The sequence below is a fragment of the Veillonella parvula genome (genome assembly GCF_032575955.1).
GTDB classification, from domain to species: domain Bacteria; phylum Bacillota; class Negativicutes; order Veillonellales; family Veillonellaceae; genus Veillonella; species Veillonella parvula_J.
The window spans coordinates 312,857-337,492 of sequence record NZ_JAWFXN010000001.1 but is presented as its reverse complement, the minus strand read 5'-3'; the positions used below and the strand labels follow the sequence as shown (position 1 = coordinate 337,492).

Genomic DNA, 24,636 nt, shown 5'->3' with positions numbered 1-24,636 from the left:
AAAATGGCCCAAAAACAAAGACAGACTATAGACATAAAATCTATAATCTGTCTTTATATAATACACACGATTTTCATTACGGTTTTATAATCGATTTAACTGCACAATGTACATAAACTACATTACCTTTACGTTCTATATCTTCTATTTCTATACGGCGTGAAGGATCCTTTTCTTCAACAGTATTTATCCAGTTAATCATACGCTCTGTACTACCTAATAACCTTAATTCTAGTATACCTTCATGCTCATCAGTACTGACAATCATTAATGGTTCTCCTTGCAAGGAATCAAAAATACTTGTATTAGAACTCGTATTTGATGTCTTGTTCTCTATAAAAGATTCTAATAGTTTTGCTTCATTAGACACTATATAATCCGACTCAGCATTCATTTGTATAAGATAATTATCTTGTTGATTTTTTATGTTATTATTTTTTTCTTCAAAATAGATATGCCCATACATAGAAAGACTAATGAGTATCCCCCACAACACTAGGCCCGCTAATATTTTCTCGACCTGATACGTTGTGCTCTCTTTTAGATCCGTCCATATGGAATGTATAAACACCTTTGTCTGCTTTAACCGTTCCATGACACTCCATTCCTAGTAATTTTTGTTGGAGAATAGCAATAAATTTACGACACACTTCGTCACTCGTGCCTATACCATCTATACTGATACGTCCCTCCTTAATGCTAAGATGCTGTAAACTAATATGTTCTGCCATGGCGACATCAAGAATATATACGACCATTGTATTGGGTAATATATCAGTCTGATTCTTAGAGAGTTTATTCTTTATTATTTTATTTCTTATTTCCATTAATTCACCGTATTGTTGATGTATTTCTTGATACTGAGTATTTGCTTGCAATTGTACAAAGTCTGTCTTCTGATTTTCATAGCTACGATAGCTTGACCAGCAACTATATAAGGTAACAAATCCTACTATAACGTATATAAAACTTATCCCGTAAAGAAAGTATCGATAGGTATGCCATAAACTATGCCATCGTAACGAACGAGGCATTAAATTAATATATCTATCCTTACCAGCCCAATCCAATCCATTTAAGCCCCCTTGCTGCCATACCGATAGCCATGTCCCAATCTAATTGTCCTTGCTTGCAACGATTACGACCACGACCTAAAAATAATAATGGAATATATTCAGTTTCTCCATACATGGAAATTATACCTTCCATATCTGTCCGTTCTTCATTTGTTATAGATTCTAACCCATACATCCGAATTCCCTGTATCTCATCTATACCAAAGTCTTGTAATCTCACTTCTAACTTATCCATAGCTTCAGCTACATCGCTACCAGTAATAGGTACAATACACTCTTGAATGCATATATCATTCCACCAAAGCCATAAATGCATGGCGCCTTCTTCTACAACACCTGTTACAGTACCGCTGCGCCGCATCAAGCAATAACAAATAGGAATAGGCCAAAAATCAATAACATCAACGGGTGCATAAGTATCTCGTATACCTTGCTTCAAAAGCTCTAGTGAATGCCGATCTACAGCCACCATAAACATATGATAATTGTGTCGTGGATATTCCCGGCGACAAGCATCCATTTGGAAACTATCTCCATCAAAACTAAAGTAGTCCTCTATATTCCACTTTATAAACTCCTTCATATCAAAATCATGAGGATCATAAGGTGCTACATGCATTTGTGTATCAATATTAGCAACAATACTATAGGCCCCTTCATCTAAATCATACGTTTCTATAAATTTTGTAACGTCTTCATCAATAGGTCCTGTACGCTTCATTTCTAACGCATCAGTAATGACCATTATTTTATTTTCTATATGAGCGGTAACACATACAATATGTTCATCAGTTATACATACTCCGGAATGTATTTTCTTTTTTCGTTTCATAGAATCACCTCAATAAGGTTTTACCTTTATAACATGCATATGTTTTTCTTTATCTACGGTCACATACATATGTACACGACTCACGATTTCACTATTCTTCAGTTTTCCATAACTCATAATATGACGCGGATTATCTGTTGAGCTGTCCGCTTCAATAGTAATCTCTACATTTTCATCATCTATTACAACTAGTTTATTTTGAAAGTCCCATACATTTCCTAATTTACAATAGCCAACAAACCAATGAGCACCTCTTTGTGCTGCGTAATGAGCTTCTTCCAAATGCAATTCATCTACCACATTACTTTCACATATTTGTCCTATACGAAGCCCCATAAAAGCTAATAGTAATAAAAAGGACATCGTAAGTATCGCTATATATGTAATAAAGCCCGCGTTATGGGCTCCTATGTTCATGACTTGTCTCCTCTTTACTTTTATACCAATCATAAATAGCACTCTGTCCAATAGAGACCTCATATATGGTTAGTCCTCCATAACCACTTGTATATTTCCTATCATTAACAAAACGATTGTTAATATACCAGCGCAAATACACGGTCCCATTAGTATCTACACTAAAAGGATATTCCTGAGTATAGCCCACATTTCGTTTATCTGTAGTTCCTACAATTCGGCTGCCACTGACAGGCTGCAAGCTACTATCTGTTAATTTTCTGTATAGTGCATGACGTTGTACAGTTAAAGTTGTACGTTTTGTATCGTGAATATATAAACTCTTATTATGGTCTTCTACAGTAACCTTCACAGGGTTCCATATCATTTGAGCCACAACCATCCGCCGTGTATATCGACCATCCTCCATCATAGCTACACTATCCAGTAATTTAGCATCCCACATAACTGCATAGAATACGATGCCTAACAATATGGTAAGAACTATGACAGAAATCGTCATACTAATGAGCGTAGAATATAAAATAAATCCCATATTATTTCTATTCTTACTATTATTTTTCTTATTATTATTTTTATTCTTATTTGCTATAGGATTCTGCTTATATTCTTTGTTCTTTCCAATTACCTTTTCTATATCCTCGCCGTTCAATGTATCCCCTCCAAATCAACTGATAGAGAGTAGACAACAGATTGATTATCGATGGCATCTACTGTTAATCGTTGTAAAGATACACCTTCTATCACTACAGGCTTTATATATGTTTTATAAGTAATTTTTTCACTAGGACTCATAGTGAATTGAGAGTTATATACACCTGCTTCTATTGTTCCAGTTTTATAGTAAGAAGCTTTAGCCTTTTCTAAATACGTTATGGTATCTTGCAATATATGATCCCAATAATACGCCTTATATACCGTAAGAGTAGCCATCCAAAATATAGATAATACAATAGGTAAAATGAGCATGATTATAGCAGCTGATATTAAGGCATCACCATACATAAATCCTTCAGTGCACTTCTTCCCACCTAATACGCCCCGTTTGTACAGATATCCATATGCGATTTTTCTCACCACTTTCACGATCTTTCAAAATAATTTCTGTCCCATCATAAGGTAAGCCTAAAGCTGAAAAAGAAATAATAGTCATAGACCGCGTGCTCTCAATATTTGACGGCAATGATATATTTACCGTATGATGATTGGCATCTTCCTCTAAGGTGTAACTGTCCTTATTTAATATAAAAAGCATTCTCCCTTTACCATTAGATTTATGCCCTAGCATAGACCAAAGTTGAACTTTCTTGAGCATATACACCACCTCTTGCGTAGTACCATTTAAGGTATAACGACTAGGTGTTATTACAATAGGTAAAGCAATAGAGATGAGCAGTAAAATTAAACCAAGCGTAATAATCCATTCTGCCAGCAAAGATCCACTTTGACGATTTATAAGTTGTACCTTAACCATTGGTAAAGCACCTCCATATAGGAACCCCCATGTAAGGCACACCATCCACCAAAGCATAAAAAGGGACCAAATGGGATATATCGATTACGATAACCTGTTAGTAAGAGATAGAGAGAACCAACACAAAATGCTACGTAAAAGAAACATATAATTTCCCATGGCGAGAGCCACATTGCAATAGCAGAAAACCATTTAATATCTCCTATGCCAAAACCTTTATGGCTGATCAAACGAAGTCCATATGTAATAGCCCCTACGCTCATAACACTTAACACGGTTACTAACATAGATTTATCATTTATATAGCTATACATAATCCCTCCTATTACAAGAGCTAGCGCTCCTTCATCGGGCAATATATAGTAATGCATATCGATGGTAGCACCTGCTATGATGATGAGTGAAAACACAGCATACAAAGCAATGTGAGTATAAGATATTGCTTTTGATGAAACTATAATAGGCAGAACTATAGATGCTATATATACAAAAAGGCCTATTACATAATTGGTCCCTTTCATACCTTGTCCTTTCATATAACTAACGTATGTAATTCATAACCTATACAAGTTAATTAAGGCTCATTAGGTGCTTTAACAACAACAGATTTTGAGGTCCCACCACTGACTACTTCATAAGTAATAGTGTATTCTTTCCCTTTTGCAGTCTTAACATGTTCAGTAAGATAACCTTCCTTATATAAATTTTCTACTGTTGGAGGTGTATCGACATTCTTGTCAATCATATACAACTGAGTAGCATTCTTAATTATTTGTATATCTGCTGTTTCCTTAGCGTTTCGAGCTTTATCCGCAGCAGATAAGAATTGTGGCATCGCAATAGCTGCTAGTATAGCAATAACCGCCACTACAACCATTAATTCAACGAGAGTAAATCCGCCTTTTCTCGATTTTTTAAACCCTTCTCGAACACGAGAAATATGTAATCGATCTACGACCCATTGACCGCACATTTTTAATTGATGATTCACTCCATGAATCATATGCATAAAAGAATTCATAATATCCTCCTTTTTAATAGTTAAGTAGTAACATTGTCTATTGACCTCCTAAGTTGGCAATGGACGTAAATAAGGGATACATAACAGATACAACTAATACGGCTACACCAATTCCCATTACGGTTAGTAGAATCGGTTCCAACAATCGTTCTAAACGAGCAATATATTTTGAAAGTATAGATTCATAGTAGTATCCACAGTGGTTTAACATTTTTACTAATTCGCCACTCTCTTCTCCAATGGAGATCATTTGCCATATAAAAGAATTTCCTATTTGACCACTACGCAAACTTTCTTCAAATGAGTGTCCTGATAATAACTTTGCTTCCACCTGTTCACTACATTCAGCACCATATATATTCCCCCACAAAGGGCGAGTAATATTCATGGTGTGAATAATAGAGATACCAGAATCTAGTAAGAGAGCCCAAACTTTTAACATGCTCGTATAGTACACACAAGTACTCCATTGGTATCGGTGAGCCAATAGCCAAAGCCAACGATGTACTTTACACTTTATACTATGTTGTTTATAAGCAAATGCTAATGAACCTATTACAACACAATGTATAGCTATTACCATTAGAGGATGCGATTTTAACCCTTGTCCTAATACAAAAAGAGCTCGCGTCATCAAAGGTAATGTAATATGCATAGTGGTAAATACATTTTCAAATGAAGGAATAATAAACAAAATGGTGACTAGAAAAAATATATTCATCATTAAAAGAAGAAATAAAGGGTAAGAAATAGCACTTATAACCTTTTGTTTCAGCTGCCTCTCCCAATCATAGTGACGGGATATATATTGTAAACTTTCACCCAAGGTGCCCGCTGCTTCACCACTTTCTAGTAAAGCCAAAGCAATAGGAGGACATCCTTCACTTCGTAAAGCTTGTGATAAAGTCTGACCACGCTCTATAGATTCATATAAAGCTGTATAGAGTAGACCTCGTTTCCCCTGACAGAGTAACTGTAAGGCACGCCGTAATGGAACACCAGATTCAATGAGTAGACCTAATTGATAAGTCACATCTACCACCATAGTATGATTCCATTTATGTTTCTTTTTTTCATCCTGCAACGATATCCTATAAATTTTATAGCCATCTCGTTTTAACCGTATTGCAATTTCCTGTTCTGAGTCACCCCACATCAAACCTTTTTCTGTTTTATCTTGATTATTTTTTACGACATATTCATAAGCCTCCATATATCCACCTACGATAATTGTTGATCAAGCAAGGTATGTAATTGTTGTTGAGCTCCATATTGTGCCTTTACATCTCGTACAGCCATTTCTAATGTTTTCATTGGTAGTTGTGTTTCTTGGATAGAAATGATTTGTGGTTCCTTACGGGTCCGTATCAAATTTGCTACTGCATGGGTATTTAGCAAAATATCACGAATAGTAATGAACTTTTTATTCCATCGAAGTAAACGCTGACATATAACGGCCCGTAACACTTGAGATATTTGATTGCGTACCTCTTCTTGTTGCTCCCCAGGAAACAGAGAAATCATGCGATGAACAGCCATCACTGCACGCTGTGTATGCATGGTCGCCATTACAAGGTGACCAGTCTCTGCCGCATGAAGTGCCGCTTCAAGAGTTTCACGATCTCGAAGTTCGCCTACCATAATGACATCCGGATCCTCTCGTAAGGCATCTCGAATACCATCTGACATAGTATTGATATCAGCACCTAATTGTCGTTGATGGATCAAAGACTTATTAGGTGCAAACTCAAATTCTATGGGGTCCTCTAAGGTAATAATGTGACGCTCCATAGTCTGATTAATATAATCAATACAACAAGCTAAGGTAAAACTTTTACCACTGCCTGTAGGTCCACAAACAAGCAATAGACCATCATGTGCTTCACATAATTTTTGTAGCAGTTGCCCCTCACTATTGTCATCTAACTTTAGTTGTTGATGACAGAGTAATCGCAATGTACCACATATAGTCTGATTAGCTCGATATAGATGAATGCGGATCCGCACACCACAACAGGAACAAGCCTCATCAAGCGACTGCCACTCATAAGAGGCTATACCACAACGGCGCAAGATATCCTCGATTAATTCTGTAGTACACATAAACGAAGTAGCCTTTAATCCATCACCATGTCGCAAATAGATAGGCTGCCCACATTGTAGATGAATATCTGTTGATGATAATTGTATTGCCTTTTCTACAATAGTTTCTAAACTTTCACTCTTACAGCATGAGTCCACAACGATGCACCTCCTCTATAGATGTAACATGCTGAGATACGGCCTCACGAGCAGACTCTTCTAATGACAATAATAAATGTGTTTCTAATTGGTCCCAATGAGCCGAATTAGCAGGTATTTCTAAGTATTCAAATAAAGCAGTCCGTCCTTGATATGCTGTACCATCGAATTTTCGTACTAGCCGTTGTGCAATAGCTCCCATTAATGTAGCCCGTATTAAATACGGCTCTACGCCCATATCCATGAGTCGTGTTACAACGCCTATAGCTGTATTGGTATGTATAGTAGATAATACGCGATGCCCCGTTAAAGCAGACTTAACGGCTAGCTCTGCGGTCTCCTTATCCCTAATTTCACCAATCATAATCGTATCTGGATCTTGCCGTAATACAGACCGAAGACCTTTGGCAAAAGTAAAGCCAATTTTTTCATTGATACCAATTTGGATAGCCCCTTTTATTTCAGCCTCTACAGGATCTTCGAGACAGATTAACTTTGTTTCCTCTAAATTAAGCATGCGTAACATGGCGTATAAGGTGGCTGTCTTACCACTGCCTGTAGGTCCACAGATAAGTAATAATCCATAAGGACGTTTTAATAATTGTTCAATGTGCTCAAAGATATCCGGCTGCATGCCTAATTCTTTTAAGTCTTTATGACTCCCTTCATTTCCCATAAGACGACATACTAAGGTTTCTCCATATAGGCTAGGCAATGTAGACACACGCATTGTTACAGACTTATCTTTATGACTCCAAGCCCAACGACCATCTTGGGGTAAACGCTTCTCGCTAATATCTAGAGAACTACACACCTTGATGCGGTTGATAATGAGTTCAGCTTCCTCAAATGATACAGTCATGTAATGTTGCAGCAGTCCATCTTGTCGTAACCGAATATGAGCACCACTTTCAACGGGATCAAAGTGGATATCGCTTACATGGTGTTCTAAGGCATACAAGATAATATCGTCTAATGTTACATCTACATACATGGTCACCTCCAATACCTTGCGGTATGTTTTTACCTCACACTAGCGTATGGCGTTATAGGTTTCGACATCAGCCTCTAAATCCCTTTTTTATTTTTAAAAATCCACGAAGCGAAAACTTTTCTATTTTTAGACATACAAAAAAGGCGCCCCGAAGGGCGCCCTTATTAAACTGTTAGATATAACGTTTCTTATTTTAAGTTATAAAAAACATCATTACCTTTATATTGTGCTGTTTCATATAACATTTCTTCAATGCGAAGCAATTGGTTATATTTCGCTACACGTTCAGAACGAGCTGGTGCACCAGTCTTAATTTGACCAGCATTTACAGCTACAGCAATATCAGCGATAAAAGTATCTTCTGTTTCGCCAGAGCGGTGAGATACTACACAGGTATAGCCTGCGCGTTTAGCAAGTTCCATAGCATCGAAAGCTTCAGTGAGAGTACCGATTTGGTTAACTTTTACAAGAATGGAGTTACCTACACCAAGCTCAATACCACGAGCCAAACGTTTTGTGTTGGTTACAAATAAATCGTCACCAACAAGTTGTACGTGGTCACCAAGGCGTTCTGTCAATAATTTCCAGCCTTCCCAATCTTCTTCAGCAAGACCATCTTCGATGGATACGATTGGGTATTTACCTACTAGGTATTCGTAAAAGTCTACCATTTCAGCAGCTGTTTTAACTTTGCCTTCGCCAGCTAGATTGTATTTACCATCTTCGTAGAATTCAGAAGATGCAGAATCAAGTGCCAATTTGAAATCTTTTCCTGGTTCATAACCAGCAGCTTTAATAGCTTCACAGATTACTTCTAATGCTTCTTCATTAGATGACAAGTTAGGTGCGAAACCACCTTCATCACCTACTGCAGTACTAAGACCTTTATTGTGAAGTACGGATTTCAAAGTATGGTATACTTCTGCACAGCTACGAAGAGCTTCTGCAAAAGATTTAGCGCCTACAGGCATGATCATGAATTCTTGAATATCTACGTTGTTATCTGCATGTGCGCCACCATTCAAGATATTCATCATAGGAACTGGCAACTCTTTAGCATTGAAGCCACCAAGATATACAAATAATGGCAAGTCCAAAGATTCAGCCGCCGCACGAGCTACTGCCATAGATACGCCAAGAATTGCGTTTGCACCAAGGTTAGATTTATTGTCTGTACCGTCAAGTTGCAACATCAAGTTATCGATTGCTACTTGTTCTGTAGCATCATAACCGATAAGTGCAGGACCGATTTTAGCATTTACATTATCGATAGCTTTTAAAACACCTTTACCGGAGTAACGGGATTTATCTCCATCCCGTAATTCTACGGCTTCAAACATACCTGTGGAAGCACCAGATGGAACTGCTGCTGTCGCAATAGTACCATCTTCTAAACATACTTCAACTTCAACTGTTGGATTACCGCGGGAATCTAAAATCTCTCTTGCAATGACTTGTTCAATTACTGCCATTTCTTCACCTCATAAAATCTAATGGAATAACTGCCATCTGACAGCCATTATATATATTGAGCTTAACCTTATAGGCTTATAACTCTAATTAACTACTAATATAGTGAAAGCTCTATATTATGCTTTATGCACTAAACTATGTCCTGTCATGGCTGTTGGTTGTTCTATACCAGCCAAGTCTAATAATGTAGGCGCAATATCACATAGTTTACCAGCTTCTAATGTAGCTGTTTTAAGTGTGTCGCTCATTAAAATTAAAGGAACTAAATTCGTAGTATGTGCCGTATGCACCTTACCGGTTTCATGGTTGACCATAAGCTCAGCATTGCCATGGTCTGCTGTAATCAACAGATGACCATTTTTGCTGCGAATAGCCTCTACAATACGCCCCAAACAAGTATCCACAGCTTGAACTGCTTTAACAGCGGCTTCAAAGCTACCCGTATGACCGACCATATCTGGATTAGCAAAGTTCAAAATGATCATATCATACGTTTCATCTTGAATTGCTTGTACAACCTTATCGGTCACTTCATAAGCGCTCATTTCTGGCTGTAAATCATAGGTTGCCACTTGAGGGGATTTTACGAGAATGCGGTCCTCACCTTCAAAGGGTTCCTCTTCACCGCCATTGAAGAAATATGTAACATGAGCATACTTTTCTGTTTCCGCAATACGCAATTGGCGATAACCATCTGCACTTAGAACTTCACCTAATGTTTCAGATAATGTATCCTTTTCATACACAATATGTACGGGCAAACCATCCTCGTATTTTGTCATAGTTGCCATATATATAGATAGTGGCTTCCGTTTAAAGCCATCAAAATCAGGTAATACTAGTGCTTTTGTAAGTTCACGACCACGATCTGGACGGAAGTTACAGAAGATGACAGCATCACCATTTTTGATGGTTCCTTCACCATCAATGACTGTAGGAAGAACAAACTCATCTGCTGCATCTTTATCATAGGACTGTTGCACGGCTTCACAAGCAGATGCAGCTGTTTCACCTTGACCATTTACAATCGCATTGTATGCCAACTCAACACGATCCCAACGATTATCGCGGTCCATCGCATAATAGCGACCACTCACAGTAGCAATCTTGCCACAGTTTAACTCAGCCATATACGCTTCTAAGTCTTTTAAATAACCTTGTGCACATTGCGGAGCTACATCACGACCATCGAGCAAAGCATGTACATACACATGCTCGATCCCATTATCATGAGCTCCTTTAATGACTGCCTTAATGTGATCTAAGGAGCAATGCACATTGCCGTCTGAAACTAACCCAATAAGATGTAAGCTTTGTTCTTTAGCTACTTTGTATAGTTCCTTCATAACAGGACGATTATAAAACTCACCGGACTCGACATCTTTTGTAATACGTGTCAAATCTTGATAGACGATGCGACCAGAGCCAAGATTTAAATGGCCTACTTCAGAGTTCCCCATTTGACCTTCTGGAAGACCTACCGCAAGCCCTGATGCTTCTAATGTTGTATGTGGATACGTATCCCATAATTGATTAAAACAGAGCGGCTTCGCCTGTACTACAGCATTGGTTGTATCTGTTTGATCCCCCAAGCCAAAGCCATCTAAGATGACTAGCATTACGGGAGCCTCTAATTTAGCCATTTTTAACCTCATATTAAGCGCTTACTTGATTCGCCGCTTTAATAATATCAATAAATTCATCAACCACAAGGGATGCACCACCTACAAGAGCTCCATCTATATTAGGCTCTCCAAGAATTTCTAATGCATTTTCTGATTTAACGCTACCACCATATTGGATGCGTATTGCCTCAGCAGTTTCACTATCGTATAAAGATCGAATGTAACTTCGAATTTCTTTACATACCTCTTCGGCTTGATCAGCCGTTGCGGTCTTGCCAGTACCGATAGCCCAAATTGGTTCATACGCAATAATCAATTGGCTGACTTGCTCTTTAGGAATATCAGCCAAAGCCCCTTTAAGTTGTGACGTAATCCAGTCAATCGTATGACCAGTTTCACGTTGTTCTAAGCTTTCACCAACACAGACAATAGGATTCAAATTATGATGAAATGCACTTTTAATTTTTGCATTTACCGTCTCATCTGTTTCGCCATAATATTCACGGCGCTCAGAATGACCGATGATTACATAATTAACGCCTACCTCTGTAAGCATAAGTGGTGAAATTTCACCAGTGAACGCACCAGCATCATGATAATCCATAGTTTGTGCGCCTACTTCAATAGCTGTATTTTTCGTCAATGCTACCGCATGTTCGATGGCTGTGAAAGGCGGACATACAACTACATCACAAAACAATTCCATATCTTGTAACACGCTGTTAAACGCTTCGATCAGAATTGATCCAGATGCAATGGTGCCATTCATTTTCCAATTCCCTGCAATAATGAGTTTTCTCATATTATGCCTCGGACAATGCAGCAATACCCGGTAGAATTTTGCCTTCTAAGAATTCTAAAGATGCACCGCCACCTGTGGAGATGTGGCTAATTTTATCTGCTAAACCACTTTTTTCAATGGCTGCTACAGAGTCGCCACCACCAACGATAGTCATCGCATCAGATTCAGCTACAGCTTTCGCTACTGCATTTGTACCAGCTGCAAAGTTTTCCATTTCAAATACGCCCATAGGACCATTCCAAATAATAGTCTTCATTGGCGCCAATGCTTCTACATAAAGTTCGCGGGTTTTAGGCCCAATATCTAATATCATCCAGCCGTCTTCGATTTGATCAACATCTACAATTTTAGTATTAGCATCGTTGCTGAAAGCATCTGCAACTACAGCATCGATAGGTGTCAGTAATTTAGCACCTGCTACGCGAGCTTCCATAACAAGGTCTGTAGCAATAACTTCTTGACCTTCTTCAAATAAGGAGCTACCAATATTACAACCTTGTGCTTTAATGAACGCATTAGCCATACCGCCACCGATGATCATTACATCAACTTTAGGCAATAAGTTAGAAATAACGGAGATTTTATCTGTAACTTTCGCGCCACCAATGATTGCTGCCATAGGTGTTTTGGGATGTACTACAGCTGCACTTAATGCGTCAATTTCTTTTTTGAGCAAGAAACCTGCTGCCATAGGGATATAATCAGCAATACCGACTACAGATGCCGCATTACGGTGAGATACACCAAACGCATCATTGATAGCAACATCTGCAAGAGATGCCAATTGCTTAGCAAACTCAGGGTCGTTTTTAGTTTCTTCATTGTGGTAACGCAAATTTTCAAGCATCAATACATCACCAGATTGTAATGCTTTTACAGCTTCTTCAACTTTAGGACCAATGCAGTCATCTACGAATGCTACAGGCTTGTTGATAAGGTCAGATAAATGCTTAGCACATGGTGCCAAAGACATTTCTGGTTTGCGTTCTCCCTTAGGACGACCAAAGTGAGAAGCAAGGATAACCTTTGCCCCTTTTTCGATTAAGTAATTGATAGTAGGTAATGCACTACGAATACGAGTGTCATCAGTGATGACACCATCTTTCATAGGAACATTAAAATCAACACGAACAAATACTGTTTTATTAGCTACTTGTAAACCTTCAATTGTTTGTTTCATCAAAGCCTCCTGATTATAAGCCTTTGCTTGCTACAAATGCGGCCATGTCGATAAGACGTTCGGAGTAACCCCATTCGTTGTCATACCAAGAAACAACTTTTACCATGTTGCCATCCATAACCATTGTCAAATCAGCATCAACAATGGAGCTACGAGGATCAGAGCTGAAATCACAGGATACCAATGGTACATCAGATACACCAAGAATACCTTTTAATTCACCAGCTGCTGCTTTGCGGAATGCTTCATTGATTTCTTCTTTAGTAGCCGGTTTTTCAAGTTCGCAAACAAGATCTGTAGCAGATACGTCTGGAGTAGGAATGCGCAATGCAAAACCATCTAATTTACCTTTTAATTGAGGCAATACTTTAGCAACAGCTTTTGCTGCACCAGTAGTTGTAGGGATGATGGACATAGCAGCTGCACGAGCACGACGAGGGTCTTTATGACGTGCATCAAGAATTTTTTGGTCATTTGTATAGGAATGAATAGTAGTCATCATGCCGCGTTTAATACCGAATTCATCGCATAATACTTTAGCGAATGGAGCCAAACAGTTTGTTGTGCAAGATGCATTGGAGATGATATGGTGTTTTGCAGGATCGTACATATCTTGGTTAACACCCATAACCATAGTTAAGTCTTCATTTTTACCAGGTGCAGAAATCAATACCTTTTTAACTGTAGGTTGTTCTAAATGAACTTTTGCTTCTTCTGCATCGCGATATTTACCTGTACATTCAATTACGATTTCTACACCTTCTTCAGACCAAGGTAATTTGGAAGCATCGCGGTCGTGGAATACGCGGATTTTTTTGCCATCAACATAGATATTTTCTTCGTCGAATGTTACTTCGTTAGGAATTGTACCATGTACGGAGTCGTATTTTAACAATAATGCAGTACCTTCATTATCACCAGTTGCATTAATTGCTACAACCTCAACGTCAGGATTATTAATCGCTGCGCGAACTACACATTTACCAATACGACCAAAACCGTTAATACCAACTTTTACTGCCATTGTTAAATCCTCCTAATAACAAAAATTTTAACCAAATTTCAAACTAAAATTTATAACTACTAATTCGCCTATAAGGCAGAAATTTGTAACAATTGACGCATCCCCTCCGCTGCTTGCTCATCAATTATGAGTATACCTTTTTGACAAGCTCGCATCACACCTATAATAGCATTCGCTTTTTCTTGTCCACCAGCTACAGCAATAACATTGGGAACCTTTACTACATCAGGAAGTGATAAACCAATATTATTAGTAGAATAAATTAACTTACCCTCAATGTCACAATATTGACCAAGTGCTTCACCTACCGCATGATTATCTATCAACTGCTTACGCACATCATCAGCAATATGGCGCTGATCTGCCATGCGCATTGCAGTACCAATACCAAATAATAGTACGTCAGTCCTACTAATGAGATCTCCAATTTCTTTAATTTGCGGTTCACAAGTCATGAGCATATGTAATGAGTCTTGTGAAAGTCCATCAGGTAAATGGAGCATCTTATAGGACCCGCGAAGTCTTTCAGCTAACACAGAAGCGATTACATTAGCTTGATACTCCACTACCTCACCAACGCCACCCCGGGCAGGTACAACAATAGGATTAAATGGTAATACTGGCATCTCTTCAGCTACTGCAGCCATTGTACTGCCACCACTGATGGCAACTACAGAGTCAGGCTCTAATAATTCCTGTAATAGCTTTGCTGCTGCAAAACCTAACTTTTTAACCATCAAGGTTCCTTCAGTAGGAGTGATGATAACCCTATCGATATGAAGTGCTTCAGTCAATCGATGTTCTAGCTCGTTAATACGATCTAGCTCATTTAAAAAATTTCGCAACTTTGGAACAATTGCATGTCCCTCATCAGTGAGAAAAATCCCTGGTTTATAAATGTCTACAAGACCATTAGCACGCATTAACTCAATATGACTTCGTACGGTTCGCTCAGGAAGGTCCGTTGCAGTAGCTAATGTCCTACGGCCTATAGGCTCTTCATAAACAAGGTGGTTTAGTATTTTGTATCGCTCCTTCAATACGCTAACAATTTCAGGAACAATACGTTCACATATCATTAGAAATTCGTTCATCGGGTCCCTCCTTTACCCGTTTGGATTGCATGAATCGTTTTTCGTCCCATGTGAACAAAATCCGTCCCACCTAAAATAAAAAAATACTTTTACACTTGTATTGTATACCTTATGTAAATTTTATTCAACCCTAAATAAGAGAAAACGACATACGTCTTAGATGATTTGTTATTATTTCAAATCTAATAATATGTCGTCATGTCCTCTTATTATATTTTAATATGTCGTTTTACTTTATTGTATTTTATTTTGTACCGAAGATACGGTCACCTGCATCACCTAAGCCAGGCAAGATGTAACCATGATCATTAAGCTTTTCATCAAGTGCTGCTACATAAATAGGTACATCAGGATGTTCTTTATTTACAGCCTCTACACCTTCAGGAGCAGCCACTAAGCACATTAACTTAATATGCTTAGCTCCTTTTTCTTTTAACAATGTAATAGCTGCTGCTGCACTCCCTCCAGTAGCAAGCATTGGATCAGTTACGATAAAGTCACGTTCGCCTACGTCAGATGGTAGTTTACAGTAGTATTCTACTGGTTTCAAAGTCTCAGGATCACGGTACAAACCGATATGACCAACTTTTGCAGTTGGAATTAAACTAAGCATACCATTTACCATACCTAGACCAGCGCGAAGAATTGGAATAATACCCAATTTTTTACCTGCAATTCGTTTGCCAATCATTTTAGTTAATGGTGTTTCTACCTCCACATCCTCAAGTGGTAAGTTGCGTGTAATTTCATACCCCATCAACATAGTAATTTCATCAAGTAGTTCTCTGAAATCTTTAGAGCCTGTTTGTACGTCACGCATCAATGTAACTTTGTGTTGAATCAATGGATGTGTCATAACATTAACTTTCATGACTGTCCTCCTATAAAACAATATACATATCCCATTCTAGCTATTAACTATTATATTTACTCTATCACAGATTAGAAAATCATGCCATAAAAATATTAAAAGGGATGTGCCGAGGGCACACCCCTTTTATACTACCTATAAACTTATAGGACTATAAATATATAATGTAATTTTAATGTAATCGATTAGTACAATGGATACGCTTCACAAAGTGTAGCGACACGTTTACTAGCTTCTTCATGGACCGATTTATCTTCAGGATTTTTAAGAACCACTGCAATAATATCGGCAATTTCTTCCATATCTTTCACTTGCAAACCACGTGTCGTAAGAGCTGGCGTGCCAAGTCGAATGCCGCTTGTTACAAAGGGGCTAGCTGGATCAAATGGAATTGTATTTTTATTACATGTAATACCTACTTCATCGAGTAAGTGTTCAGCTTCTTTACCAGTTAAACCAGTATTACGAACATCTACAAGCATAACATGAGTATCTGTACCACCAGAAACAATTGTTAAGCCCTTTTCTTGCAATGCTGCAGCCAACGCTTTTGCATTGTCGATGACTTGTTGTGCATATACTTTGAACTCAGGTTGTAAAGCTTCACCAAATGCTACGGCTTTAGCAGCGATAACATGCATCAAAGGACCCCCTTGAATGCCAGGGAAAATGGCTTTATCGATTGCTTTAGCATACTTTTCTTTGCAAAGAATCATACCACCACGAGGACCACGCAATGTTTTATGAGTTGTTGTAGTAACGATATCAGCATATTCTACAGGATTTGGATGTAAACCTGCTGCTACAAGGCCTGCGAAGTGAGCCATATCTACCATGAAGATAGCATCAACTTCATGAGCTACATCAGCCATTTTTTTGAAGTCGATTTGACGGCTATAAGCACTACCACCGGCAATAATCAATTTAGGTTTTGCTTCCAAGACAATCTTGCGGAACTCATCATAATCGATTTGTTGTGTTTCTGCATCTACACCGTAAGGTACTACGTTGAAATATGTACCAGATACGTTAACAGGGGAACCATGAGTTAAGTGACCGCCATGGGACAAGTTCATGCCCACAATAGTATCACCTGGTTGTAATAATGCGAAATACACGCCAAAGTTTGCTTGAGAACCAGAGTGAGGTTGCACGTTAGCATGTTCTGCACCGAACAACCGTTTTGCACGTTCAATAGCTAATGTTTCAATAACATCAACATTTTCACAACCACCATAATAACGTTTACCAGGATACCCTTCTGCATATTTGTTAGTCAATACGCTACCTTGAGCTTCCATTACTGCTTGAGAAACGAAGTTTTCAGAAGCAATCATTTCCAATTTGTCACGTTGACGTGCCAACTCTTGATTGATAACAGCTTGAATATTAGGGTCTTGTTTTTCTAAGAAACTCATAAGTATCCTCCTCATGTAAATATATGCGTATAAGGTAACGATGTATTACTTCTCTAAGGCTTTAATCTTTTTCACACGGCGTTCATGACGGCCACCTTCAAAATCCGTTGCCATCCAAATAGTAACGATGTCCTTTGCAAGGCCGGGGCCGATAACGCGTTCCCCCATTGTGAGAATATTAGCGTCATTATGTTCACGACATGCATGGGCAGAGAATGTATCATGACAAAGAGCAGCGCGAATACCTGTAATCTTATTTGCTGCAATACCGATACCAATACCAGTACCACAAATCAAAATACCTCTGTCTACTTGACCAGATACAACTGCATTTGCTACAGGTACAGCAATATCAGGATAGTCGCAAGAATCAGCTGTATGACAGCCAAAGTCCTCTACTTCATGTCCCAATGCATTTAACAATTCCTTAACGGATGCCTTTAAATTTAATCCGCCATGATCACAACCGATTGCAACTTTCATAATTTCATCTCCTACGCCTTCTGAGGCACTGATGTAAGACCAGCCTCTACTAAGTGATAAATTTGTTCCGCACATTGATTATATACGGTTTGATCAGATCCATATGGGTCCGTAACATCACCATCTTGACCACCCCACTCGGAAATCGTTTTGATTTTACTTTCCTCAAATGGGAATTGGCGAAGTAGTACAGATTTGTGATCTTTCGTCATACCAATGATAAGATCTGCTGCATTCACGAGTTCCATCGTCAATGGTCTCGATTCATGATCAGAAATATCTGCAATGGAACGGACGGCTTCCACGGCTTGTTCAGTTGGTTTTGCGCCATAAGCGGCAAATAACCCAGCCGATACAGTGGTAACATCCTTATGTTGCTCCGCTGCAAGTGCCCGTGTAATACCTTCAGCCATAGGGCTACGGCAAGTGTTACCGGTACACACAAATAAAATATTCATAATAACATCCTTACTTAATCACATTTTGTGATTACTTTATACATTATAGCAAATTCATCCAATATGTAAAGACATTTTTCTATTATCAGTGGACATTTTTATGCTAGTAAATTTACTTATAAATGATATGATGGCTCGATGCCTTCTCCATACGATTCATAATAGCAACACCAAAACCGTCATCATCAACACCTTCTGCCAAGATTAGGGTAACATGATTTTCATTAAAATGTAATAGACTTTTATAAAAGTCGTGCCCCAATGCTAACGCATCACCATGATGGCCAAAACAATGGCACATAAAATCTGTATTCCCTTTAATCAGGTCGTACGTTTCACGACTTACCAAACAACCGATAGGACCTTCTATACCTTCTGAAAGTTCTTTAAAAGTACATGCTATCGCCTCTGGACTACCTACAACAACTGTCATAGGTGCATCAGGAGCATAATGGGTATACTTCATACCGGGAGCCTTTGGCTTAGTGGCAGCATTAACTAGAGCAGTGTCATACTCAACCGTAGCCACAACATTTTCAAGCTGTGCTTTTGTAATTCCACCAGGTCTCAATATAATAACCTTATCATCATGGACTTCTACAACAGTAGACTCTACACCAATCGTACATGGACCAGCATCTAAGATATAGGAAATGCGACCTTTCATATCATTATATACATCTTCTGCAGTAGTTGGACTTGGGCGCCCTGAAATATTGGCACTAGGTGCCGCTATAGGTATGCCAGCACGCTCTAATAATACTCGACATGCCTCATGATCAGGACACCGAAGCGCCACACGAGATAAACCACCTGTTGCACGATCTGGCACTAAATCAGATTTAGGCAATGTAATCGTTAATGGTCCTGGCCAGAATGTATCCATTAAGGCTTGCGCCGTAGCAGAAATTTCTGTTACCAAAGATTTTATGCTTTCACTATTAGGAACATGCAAAATGAGTGGATTATCAGAAGGACGTCCTTTGGCAGCATAGATTTTATCCATCGCTTCTGAATCTAGACCATTAGCACCTAAACCGTATACAGTTTCCGTTGGTATAGATACCAATTCACCATTGCGCAAAGCACGGGCTAAAGTATCTATATCTTGTTCTGATGGATTTGTAATGATTTTAGTATCCATATTAGCCCTCATATACAGCTGTCACTACGCGGTTATGACCACCGAGGTCAGCTATAAATTGAATATTCGAATATTGACCTGTTTCTTGCAATAAAGCACCTACCTCTTCTGCTTGGTCAAAGCCTACTTCAAACGCCACACGGCCATTAGCGTTTAAATAATTTCTACATTCTTTAGCTAAGATTCGATAAAATTGAAGTCCATCCTCTCCACCAAATAATGCAATATGAGGCTCATTTAACACATCTGGAGACAACATCTTTAAATCACCAGTTCGAATGTATGGCGGATTAGAAACAATAAGATCAAATTTCTCTTTTTTTCCATATAAAGTGTGGAACATATCTGATTCCATAAATTGTACTCGGTCAGATAAATTAAAGGACTCACCATTTTCGCGTGCCACCGGTAAAGCATCTGTGGAGATATCTAAACCAACACCACTAGCATTTGGCAAATAATGTAATAGACTTAATAATATTGTCCCAGGGCCTGTGCATACATCAAGAATACGCACATTACTATCTTTTGGATAAGTACCTAGTACATGCTCAATTAAGGTTTCCGTATCAGGTCGTGGAATTAATACTTTATCATTAACCTTAAAGGTCAATCCCATAAAGTCCTTTTCCCCAATGATAGCCGCTACACAATGTCCCTTAGCTCGTTCTTGAACGAGAGGTCTAAAGGCATCGAGTTCATCTTGAATAAGCGGTTGGTCATAATGGGTATATAGATAAATCCGATCTTTACCTAAAACGTGAGAAAGCAGTACTTCCCCATCAAGTCGAGGTGTATCCATCTCCTTGCTTTGAAAGTACTGCTCTGTCCACTGGAGAATACGACCGATTGTCCAAATCTCCTTATGCATTTGTATTGGCCTCCTGCATTTTTGCCGCTTGGTCTGCAGCATTTAAGGCTTGAATAATTTCATCAAGATCGCCATTTAAAATAGCATCTAATTTATATAATGTTAAATTAATACGATGATCTGTGACGCGTCCTTGTGGGTAATTATAGGTGCGAATACGTTCACTACGATCACCTGTACCGACTTGACTCTTACGATCTGCAGCCATACTAGAAATGGCCTCTTGTTCAGCTTGATCCTGTAACTTAGCACGTAATACACGCATAGCTTTTTCACGGTTTTGTAATTGAGATCGTTGATCTTGACACGCTACAACGATACCAGATGGTAAGTGTGTAATACGAACAGCAGACTCAGTTTTATTGATATGCTGACCACCGGCACCACTCGCACGATATGTATCAATTTTTAAATCTTTTTCATTAACTTCAATATCAACATCTTCCATCTCTGGCAATACGGCTACTGTAACGGTAGATGTATGTACACGGCCTTGTGTTTCTGTAGCCGGTACACGTTGTACACGATGTACACCAGATTCAAATTTCATCTTAGAGTATACATTTTCACCATCCACAGAGAAAATAACCTCTTTAAAGCCACCAAGCTCTGGTTCATTAGCATCGATAATCTCACAACGCCAGCCTTGGCTTTCCGCATATTTTGTGTACATGCGGAACAAGTCGCCTGCAAATAATGCAGCTTCATCACCGCCAGCGCCCCCGCGAATTTCGATGATAATATTTTTATCATCATTAGGATCCTTAGGCAATAATAGAACTTGCAACTTTTCTTCCAATTCCTCTTTTTGAGGTTTTAACTCTTTCAATTCCTCTTGAGCCATTTCTCGGAATTCTTCGTCCATGGATTTATCTTCAATAACTTCCATAGCTTCATCAATACCAGATAAAACTTTTTTGTAGGTACGGAACGTTTCAACGGTTTCAGATAATTGAGCATGTTGACGGGTCAATTTACGCCATTCATCTTGGCGAGCAATGACTTCTGGGTCACTAATACGCTGCTCAAGATCCATAAATTTATCTTCAATAACTTGTAATTTATCAACTAACATGTTTATTCCTCTTCATATGCGTCACTCTCAGGCGGACGGACCTCTTCTAAAGCTCGTATAGCAACTTCAATTTGATCATCTTCTGGTTCACGCGTTGTCATATATTGTAACGCAAGACCTGGTTTAATAAGAGCTTTCACAAAAGAATGATCGCTACGTCCAGCAAGACGAATTACCTCGTACGCAATACCAGCTACTACAGGCATAAGGAGTACGCGGCTCACGATACGTTCCAACAAATTGGGCCAACCCAAGAAAGCAAATACAAAGATACTAACTACCATAACAATAAGTAAGAAATTTGTACCACATCGCGCATGCAAGCGACTTTGTTGGCGAACGTTTTCTACAGTTAAAGGCAAATCTAATTCATAAGTATGAATCGTTTTATGCTCTGCCCCATGATATTGGAAAACTCGTTGAATATCCTTCGTAAGACCAATCCCCCAAATATAAAGTAAGAAAAGTACTAAACGAATGATACCTTCAATGAGATTTAATACTATATGATTATCCTGTACACCAGGAATGAACTTTACGATAAATGTAGGCAATGCCAAAAACACAGCTATCGCAAACAGTGTAGAAATGACCATGGTAATGGCGATTTCACTATTAGACATTTCTTCCTCTTCATCGCCAGCAGCCTTAGCAGAAAAGGATAAAGCCTTCATGCCTATCACTAGAGATTCATAGAGAGCTACACAGCCACGAAGAAATGGTTTTTTCAATATTGGATATGTGTCAGCAATGGACTTTGTAGCCTCTTTTTGAACTACAATAGTTCCTGCAGGCTCACGTACGGCAGTTGCCGTATAGCCAGGGCCTCTCATCATGACACCTTCGATCACAGCCTGTCCTCCGACAAACTTTTTTATACGTTCTCTGTTCACAAGATCTCCTCTCATAAACAAATATAGGCAGAGCCAACAGCCCTGCCAATACATGTTACATTACAATACAAATTATTTGCCGTAACGTTTGTTAAATTGTTCAATACGACCACGAGCTTGAGCCGCACGTTGTTGACCAGTGAAGAACGGATGGCATTTGGAGCAAACGTCTACACGAAGGTCTTCTTTTACAGAGCCAGTTTTGAATGTGTTGCCACAACCGCAAGTTACTGTAGCTTCTTTATAGTCTGGATGAATACCTTGTTTCATTCTATACACCTCTTTCCAACAATCAATATTATTCTTATAGATTATAGCATGACACCTGCACAAATGCAAGTAACCAATACTATTCCTTGGATGCTTGCTTTTCTTCAATAGCCTCAGCTAAAATAGCTTCCAAGTCGCTTTCGTTGAGGATGTCACGCAATGCAATAAGCTCCTCTAAAGAAAGGGTAATACCTTTTTTCATGCTTGTATATTCACTATCCCAAGCACGAAGATCAAACTTAGGATTGTATTTTCCCCAACTAGTACATGTTAATTGTTTTTTCCAACCATCTTTATCTTCAGATAAAGTACCAATAACCTTGAAGATTTCAAAATTAATAACTGCCATAGATCCTCCTTTCTTACATAATTCATATGCTATGTTTCGTATCTACTATATTTAGTAGTTTATATTTTTTAGGATACAATATATTTTAAACCAAAATTATATGATTTACAATTCTTTTTTATAGTCACTATAATCTTCAATATCAATAGAAGCTGTAGGTGGCATAACTTGTGCACCTAATGAATCTACGGTCTCTTTCCAACTCGTTGTAGCCTCCGTAACAGCCTTAATATATGCCTCGTCAGCAGCCTGTACAGATTCAATTAGTTGGGTCTCATCCTTTACATCTAATACGCGACGACGTACGCTACTAAGCATATAGCCAAAGGATTCATCTGTTTGAACGAGCATGGAGATTTCTTGAATCAATGTTTGACCCGTAGTGCTGCAGAAATAGGCATACCACATATATGCTAATTCAGCATCTGGGAACATCCAGTACATATCATCTACAGGCGCTTCTGTCGTAATATCTACATCAATATGATCAGTATGACGTTTAAAAGTAAGAAAATAAGCTCCACTTTCAATAAGAGCAGTGCGACCTAATTCAGATACACGGCTATCAATGCAATAAATACCATCTTGACCTAAGGCTACGTCCGTTTGACTGCCTGGCAACAAAATAGAACGCAAGGACAAGCCATAATTTAATACCGTAAATACTGGCAATTGCGCAAATACGCCATGAGGTAATGGAATATAATTAATTGTTTTCCACTCATCCCCTACACGTTCACGAAGACCAACACGCATTTTTTTTACATCGTATTTACCATATACGATTTCATAAGCCCCTAATGGAGTCCATTCCCGTATAACTTCTACTCGTTTTTGGTTCAAGAAAAATTGCAACGCCATATTATTTAAGCCCAATTGATTTTGTGCCATTGTAGCAGGTAAGAATAATTGAGCAGTCCCTTCTGGAACCAAGTTATGTAATCCGTTAGCGACCTCTTCTACAATATCTTCAGAGGATTGGAACATACCAACTGTGCCTGTAAAGATATGGTCAAAATAGCTACGATGAGGCCATTGATTAATGATTTGAGCCATCGGATATAAACGTGTCAAAATGCTATAACACACGGGAGATGCCGTATACAGAACGACTTTTTTATCTTCATAAGATTGAAGAATCTCTTCAACCATGCCTGCATATTCTTCTACATAAGCATACAGAACCAATTCTCCCGTTTTACTATGAGCTTCGATACTTTCACGAACAGGAATTTCCCAAATAGTGCCTACATCTAGACCTTCTAAAATACCTGTGTCACTAATAAAATCAAACAATTCCACTCTAAAGGATGGTCCATAAAGAGCTTGGAATGTATTCAAATCATATGGTACAGGACCAAAGGATTCTACTGTGGATTTTTCTGCTAACGCATATAAATCATCTGCCGTTACACCCCACTCACGGGAGCTAGCATTACTAGAAATCAATTGATCTAGCACTTTAAAACGCATTAACTCATTTACAATATCAATTCCCTCAATACCATGATTAGCACAAAGGGCAATAAATTCTTCGTTATTTACTTTCAT

29 protein-coding genes are annotated in these 24,636 nt (G+C 38.6%); all 29 read right to left on the bottom strand.

Going from position 1 to position 24,636, the window contains the following annotated elements; translation table 11 throughout:
• Window positions 1–76: 76 nt before the first annotated feature.
• On the bottom strand, window positions 77–466 hold the full coding sequence (locus E7L28_RS01580; RefSeq protein ID WP_316692037.1) for a hypothetical protein: 390 nt from the start codon (window positions 464–466) through the stop codon (window positions 77–79).
• A 7-nt stretch (window positions 467–473) separates the two neighbouring features.
• Window positions 474–1,070 (bottom strand): fimbrial assembly protein, encoded by a 597-nt coding sequence (locus E7L28_RS01575; RefSeq protein ID WP_316692035.1) that lies wholly within the window; start codon window positions 1,068–1,070, stop codon window positions 474–476.
• Complete coding sequence (locus tag E7L28_RS01570; protein WP_316603626.1) at window positions 1,054–1,908, bottom strand: hypothetical protein; 855 nt, start codon at window positions 1,906–1,908, stop codon at window positions 1,054–1,056. The genes E7L28_RS01575 and E7L28_RS01570 overlap by 17 nt, the downstream gene beginning before the upstream one ends.
• A 9-nt stretch (window positions 1,909–1,917) precedes the next feature.
• Window positions 1,918–2,325: a hypothetical protein gene (locus E7L28_RS01565; RefSeq protein ID WP_004697137.1), complete on the bottom strand. Its 408-nt coding sequence runs from the start codon at window positions 2,323–2,325 to the stop codon at window positions 1,918–1,920.
• The gene (locus E7L28_RS01560) at window positions 2,306–2,977 is read right to left on the bottom strand and encodes a hypothetical protein (RefSeq protein ID WP_012864485.1); all 672 of its coding nucleotides are present in this window, start codon (window positions 2,975–2,977) and stop codon (window positions 2,306–2,308) included. The genes E7L28_RS01565 and E7L28_RS01560 overlap by 20 nt, the downstream gene beginning before the upstream one ends.
• The gene (locus tag E7L28_RS01555; RefSeq protein ID WP_316603627.1) at window positions 2,974–3,330 is read right to left on the bottom strand and encodes a hypothetical protein; all 357 of its coding nucleotides are present in this window, start codon (window positions 3,328–3,330) and stop codon (window positions 2,974–2,976) included. The genes E7L28_RS01560 and E7L28_RS01555 overlap by 4 nt, the downstream gene beginning before the upstream one ends.
• A gap of 7 nt (window positions 3,331–3,337) precedes the next feature.
• The gene (locus tag E7L28_RS01550) at window positions 3,338–3,799 is read right to left on the bottom strand and encodes a hypothetical protein (RefSeq protein WP_004696141.1); all 462 of its coding nucleotides are present in this window, start codon (window positions 3,797–3,799) and stop codon (window positions 3,338–3,340) included.
• On the bottom strand, window positions 3,778–4,320 hold the full coding sequence (locus tag E7L28_RS01545; protein WP_004696142.1) for a prepilin peptidase: 543 nt from the start codon (window positions 4,318–4,320) through the stop codon (window positions 3,778–3,780). The genes E7L28_RS01550 and E7L28_RS01545 overlap by 22 nt, the downstream gene beginning before the upstream one ends.
• Window positions 4,321–4,373: 53 nt before the next feature.
• Window positions 4,374–4,820: a competence type IV pilus major pilin ComGC gene (locus E7L28_RS01540; protein WP_316692033.1), complete on the bottom strand. Its 447-nt coding sequence runs from the start codon at window positions 4,818–4,820 to the stop codon at window positions 4,374–4,376.
• A gap of 37 nt (window positions 4,821–4,857) precedes the next feature.
• Window positions 4,858–6,033 carry a type II secretion system F family protein gene (locus tag E7L28_RS01535; RefSeq protein ID WP_298711804.1) on the bottom strand — a complete coding sequence of 392 codons (1,176 nt, stop codon included), beginning with the start codon at window positions 6,031–6,033 and terminating at the stop codon, window positions 4,858–4,860.
• A gap of 8 nt (window positions 6,034–6,041) precedes the next feature.
• Window positions 6,042–7,061: a type IV pilus twitching motility protein PilT gene (locus tag E7L28_RS01530; RefSeq protein ID WP_316603673.1), complete on the bottom strand. Its 1,020-nt coding sequence runs from the start codon at window positions 7,059–7,061 to the stop codon at window positions 6,042–6,044.
• Window positions 7,045–8,055, bottom strand: coding sequence for a GspE/PulE family protein (locus tag E7L28_RS01525; RefSeq protein ID WP_316603674.1), 1,011 nt, complete (start codon window positions 8,053–8,055; stop codon window positions 7,045–7,047). The genes E7L28_RS01530 and E7L28_RS01525 overlap by 17 nt, the downstream gene beginning before the upstream one ends.
• 188 nt (window positions 8,056–8,243) lie before the next feature.
• On the bottom strand, window positions 8,244–9,527 hold the full coding sequence (eno, locus tag E7L28_RS01520; protein WP_316603675.1) for a phosphopyruvate hydratase: 1,284 nt from the start codon (window positions 9,525–9,527) through the stop codon (window positions 8,244–8,246).
• 117 nt (window positions 9,528–9,644) lie between these two features.
• Window positions 9,645–11,171 carry a 2,3-bisphosphoglycerate-independent phosphoglycerate mutase gene (gpmI, locus tag E7L28_RS01515; protein WP_316603676.1) on the bottom strand — a complete coding sequence of 509 codons (1,527 nt, stop codon included), beginning with the start codon at window positions 11,169–11,171 and terminating at the stop codon, window positions 9,645–9,647.
• 13 nt (window positions 11,172–11,184) lie between these two features.
• The gene (gene tpiA, locus E7L28_RS01510) at window positions 11,185–11,955 is read right to left on the bottom strand and encodes a triose-phosphate isomerase (RefSeq protein WP_174892265.1); all 771 of its coding nucleotides are present in this window, start codon (window positions 11,953–11,955) and stop codon (window positions 11,185–11,187) included.
• Window position 11,956: 1 nt separating this feature from the next.
• Window positions 11,957–13,135, bottom strand: coding sequence for a phosphoglycerate kinase (locus E7L28_RS01505; protein WP_316058052.1), 1,179 nt, complete (start codon window positions 13,133–13,135; stop codon window positions 11,957–11,959).
• A gap of 13 nt (window positions 13,136–13,148) precedes the next feature.
• On the bottom strand, window positions 13,149–14,159 hold the full coding sequence (gene gap, locus E7L28_RS01500; protein WP_316055248.1) for a type I glyceraldehyde-3-phosphate dehydrogenase: 1,011 nt from the start codon (window positions 14,157–14,159) through the stop codon (window positions 13,149–13,151).
• Window positions 14,160–14,227: 68 nt separating this feature from the next.
• Window positions 14,228–15,253 (bottom strand): sugar-binding transcriptional regulator, encoded by a 1,026-nt coding sequence (locus tag E7L28_RS01495; RefSeq protein ID WP_012864497.1) that lies wholly within the window; start codon window positions 15,251–15,253, stop codon window positions 14,228–14,230.
• Window positions 15,254–15,497: 244 nt separating this feature from the next.
• The gene (upp, locus tag E7L28_RS01490; RefSeq protein ID WP_004696164.1) at window positions 15,498–16,124 is read right to left on the bottom strand and encodes a uracil phosphoribosyltransferase; all 627 of its coding nucleotides are present in this window, start codon (window positions 16,122–16,124) and stop codon (window positions 15,498–15,500) included.
• Window positions 16,125–16,309: 185 nt separating this feature from the next.
• On the bottom strand, window positions 16,310–17,542 hold the full coding sequence (locus tag E7L28_RS01485) for a serine hydroxymethyltransferase (protein WP_004696166.1): 1,233 nt from the start codon (window positions 17,540–17,542) through the stop codon (window positions 16,310–16,312).
• Window positions 17,543–17,587: 45 nt separating this feature from the next.
• Window positions 17,588–18,025, bottom strand: coding sequence for a ribose 5-phosphate isomerase B (gene rpiB, locus E7L28_RS01480; protein WP_316692331.1), 438 nt, complete (start codon window positions 18,023–18,025; stop codon window positions 17,588–17,590).
• Between the two features lie 11 nt (window positions 18,026–18,036).
• Window positions 18,037–18,483, bottom strand: a complete 447-nt coding sequence (locus tag E7L28_RS01475) for a low molecular weight protein arginine phosphatase (RefSeq protein WP_004696171.1) — start codon at window positions 18,481–18,483, stop codon at window positions 18,037–18,039.
• 112 nt (window positions 18,484–18,595) lie between these two features.
• A complete protein-coding gene (locus E7L28_RS01470; RefSeq protein ID WP_316711410.1) occupies window positions 18,596–19,627 on the bottom strand; it encodes an L-threonylcarbamoyladenylate synthase in 1,032 nt (343 codons plus the stop codon).
• A gap of 1 nt (window position 19,628) precedes the next feature.
• Window positions 19,629–20,498 carry a peptide chain release factor N(5)-glutamine methyltransferase gene (prmC, locus tag E7L28_RS01465; RefSeq protein WP_316101592.1) on the bottom strand — a complete coding sequence of 290 codons (870 nt, stop codon included), beginning with the start codon at window positions 20,496–20,498 and terminating at the stop codon, window positions 19,629–19,631.
• Window positions 20,491–21,573, bottom strand: coding sequence for a peptide chain release factor 1 (gene prfA / locus E7L28_RS01460; RefSeq protein WP_004697261.1), 1,083 nt, complete (start codon window positions 21,571–21,573; stop codon window positions 20,491–20,493). The genes prmC and prfA overlap by 8 nt, the downstream gene beginning before the upstream one ends.
• A gap of 2 nt (window positions 21,574–21,575) precedes the next feature.
• Window positions 21,576–22,481, bottom strand: a complete 906-nt coding sequence (locus tag E7L28_RS01455) for a DUF1385 domain-containing protein (protein ID WP_060919733.1) — start codon at window positions 22,479–22,481, stop codon at window positions 21,576–21,578.
• Between the two features lie 57 nt (window positions 22,482–22,538).
• On the bottom strand, window positions 22,539–22,736 hold the full coding sequence (gene rpmE / locus E7L28_RS01450) for a 50S ribosomal protein L31 (protein ID WP_004696185.1): 198 nt from the start codon (window positions 22,734–22,736) through the stop codon (window positions 22,539–22,541).
• Window positions 22,737–22,815: 79 nt separating this feature from the next.
• Window positions 22,816–23,085 (bottom strand): YdbC family protein, encoded by a 270-nt coding sequence (locus tag E7L28_RS01445; RefSeq protein ID WP_004696187.1) that lies wholly within the window; start codon window positions 23,083–23,085, stop codon window positions 22,816–22,818.
• Between the two features lie 105 nt (window positions 23,086–23,190).
• Window positions 23,191–24,636, bottom strand: coding sequence for a hypothetical protein (locus tag E7L28_RS01440; protein ID WP_004696189.1), 1,446 nt, complete (start codon window positions 24,634–24,636; stop codon window positions 23,191–23,193).

Coding starts and splice junctions, on each gene's coding strand:
- E7L28_RS01580 (WP_316692037.1), bottom strand. CDS start 466: ATGTATGGGCATATCTATTTTGAAGAAAAAAATAATAACATAAAAAAT.
- E7L28_RS01570 (WP_316603626.1), bottom strand. CDS start 1,908: ATGAAACGAAAAAAGAAAATACATTCCGGAGTATGTATAACTGATGAA.
- E7L28_RS01565 (WP_004697137.1), bottom strand. CDS start 2,325: ATGAACATAGGAGCCCATAACGCGGGCTTTATTACATATATAGCGATA.
- E7L28_RS01555 (WP_316603627.1), bottom strand. CDS start 3,330: ATGTATGGTGATGCCTTAATATCAGCTGCTATAATCATGCTCATTTTA.
- E7L28_RS01550 (WP_004696141.1), bottom strand. CDS start 3,799: ATGGTTAAGGTACAACTTATAAATCGTCAAAGTGGATCTTTGCTGGCA.
- E7L28_RS01545 (WP_004696142.1), bottom strand. CDS start 4,320: ATGAAAGGGACCAATTATGTAATAGGCCTTTTTGTATATATAGCATCT.
- E7L28_RS01540 (WP_316692033.1), bottom strand. CDS start 4,820: ATGAATTCTTTTATGCATATGATTCATGGAGTGAATCATCAATTAAAA.
- E7L28_RS01535 (WP_298711804.1), bottom strand. CDS start 6,033: ATGGAGGCTTATGAATATGTCGTAAAAAATAATCAAGATAAAACAGAA.
- E7L28_RS01525 (WP_316603674.1), bottom strand. CDS start 8,055: ATGTATGTAGATGTAACATTAGACGATATTATCTTGTATGCCTTAGAA.
- eno (WP_316603675.1), bottom strand. CDS start 9,527: ATGGCAGTAATTGAACAAGTCATTGCAAGAGAGATTTTAGATTCCCGC.
- gpmI (WP_316603676.1), bottom strand. CDS start 11,171: ATGGCTAAATTAGAGGCTCCCGTAATGCTAGTCATCTTAGATGGCTTT.
- tpiA (WP_174892265.1), bottom strand. CDS start 11,955: ATGAGAAAACTCATTATTGCAGGGAATTGGAAAATGAATGGCACCATT.
- E7L28_RS01505 (WP_316058052.1), bottom strand. CDS start 13,135: ATGAAACAAACAATTGAAGGTTTACAAGTAGCTAATAAAACAGTATTT.
- gap (WP_316055248.1), bottom strand. CDS start 14,159: ATGGCAGTAAAAGTTGGTATTAACGGTTTTGGTCGTATTGGTAAATGT.
- E7L28_RS01495 (WP_012864497.1), bottom strand. CDS start 15,253: ATGAACGAATTTCTAATGATATGTGAACGTATTGTTCCTGAAATTGTT.
- upp (WP_004696164.1), bottom strand. CDS start 16,124: ATGAAAGTTAATGTTATGACACATCCATTGATTCAACACAAAGTTACA.
- E7L28_RS01485 (WP_004696166.1), bottom strand. CDS start 17,542: ATGAGTTTCTTAGAAAAACAAGACCCTAATATTCAAGCTGTTATCAAT.
- rpiB (WP_316692331.1), bottom strand. CDS start 18,025: ATGAAAGTTGCAATCGGTTGTGATCATGGCGGATTAAATTTAAAGGCA.
- E7L28_RS01475 (WP_004696171.1), bottom strand. CDS start 18,483: ATGAATATTTTATTTGTGTGTACCGGTAACACTTGCCGTAGCCCTATG.
- E7L28_RS01470 (WP_316711410.1), bottom strand. CDS start 19,627: ATGGATACTAAAATCATTACAAATCCATCAGAACAAGATATAGATACT.
- prmC (WP_316101592.1), bottom strand. CDS start 20,498: ATGCATAAGGAGATTTGGACAATCGGTCGTATTCTCCAGTGGACAGAG.
- prfA (WP_004697261.1), bottom strand. CDS start 21,573: ATGTTAGTTGATAAATTACAAGTTATTGAAGATAAATTTATGGATCTT.
- E7L28_RS01455 (WP_060919733.1), bottom strand. CDS start 22,481: ATGAGAGGAGATCTTGTGAACAGAGAACGTATAAAAAAGTTTGTCGGA.
- rpmE (WP_004696185.1), bottom strand. CDS start 22,736: ATGAAACAAGGTATTCATCCAGACTATAAAGAAGCTACAGTAACTTGC.
- E7L28_RS01445 (WP_004696187.1), bottom strand. CDS start 23,085: ATGGCAGTTATTAATTTTGAAATCTTCAAGGTTATTGGTACTTTATCT.
- E7L28_RS01440 (WP_004696189.1), bottom strand. CDS start 24,636: ATGAAAGTAAATAACGAAGAATTTATTGCCCTTTGTGCTAATCATGGT.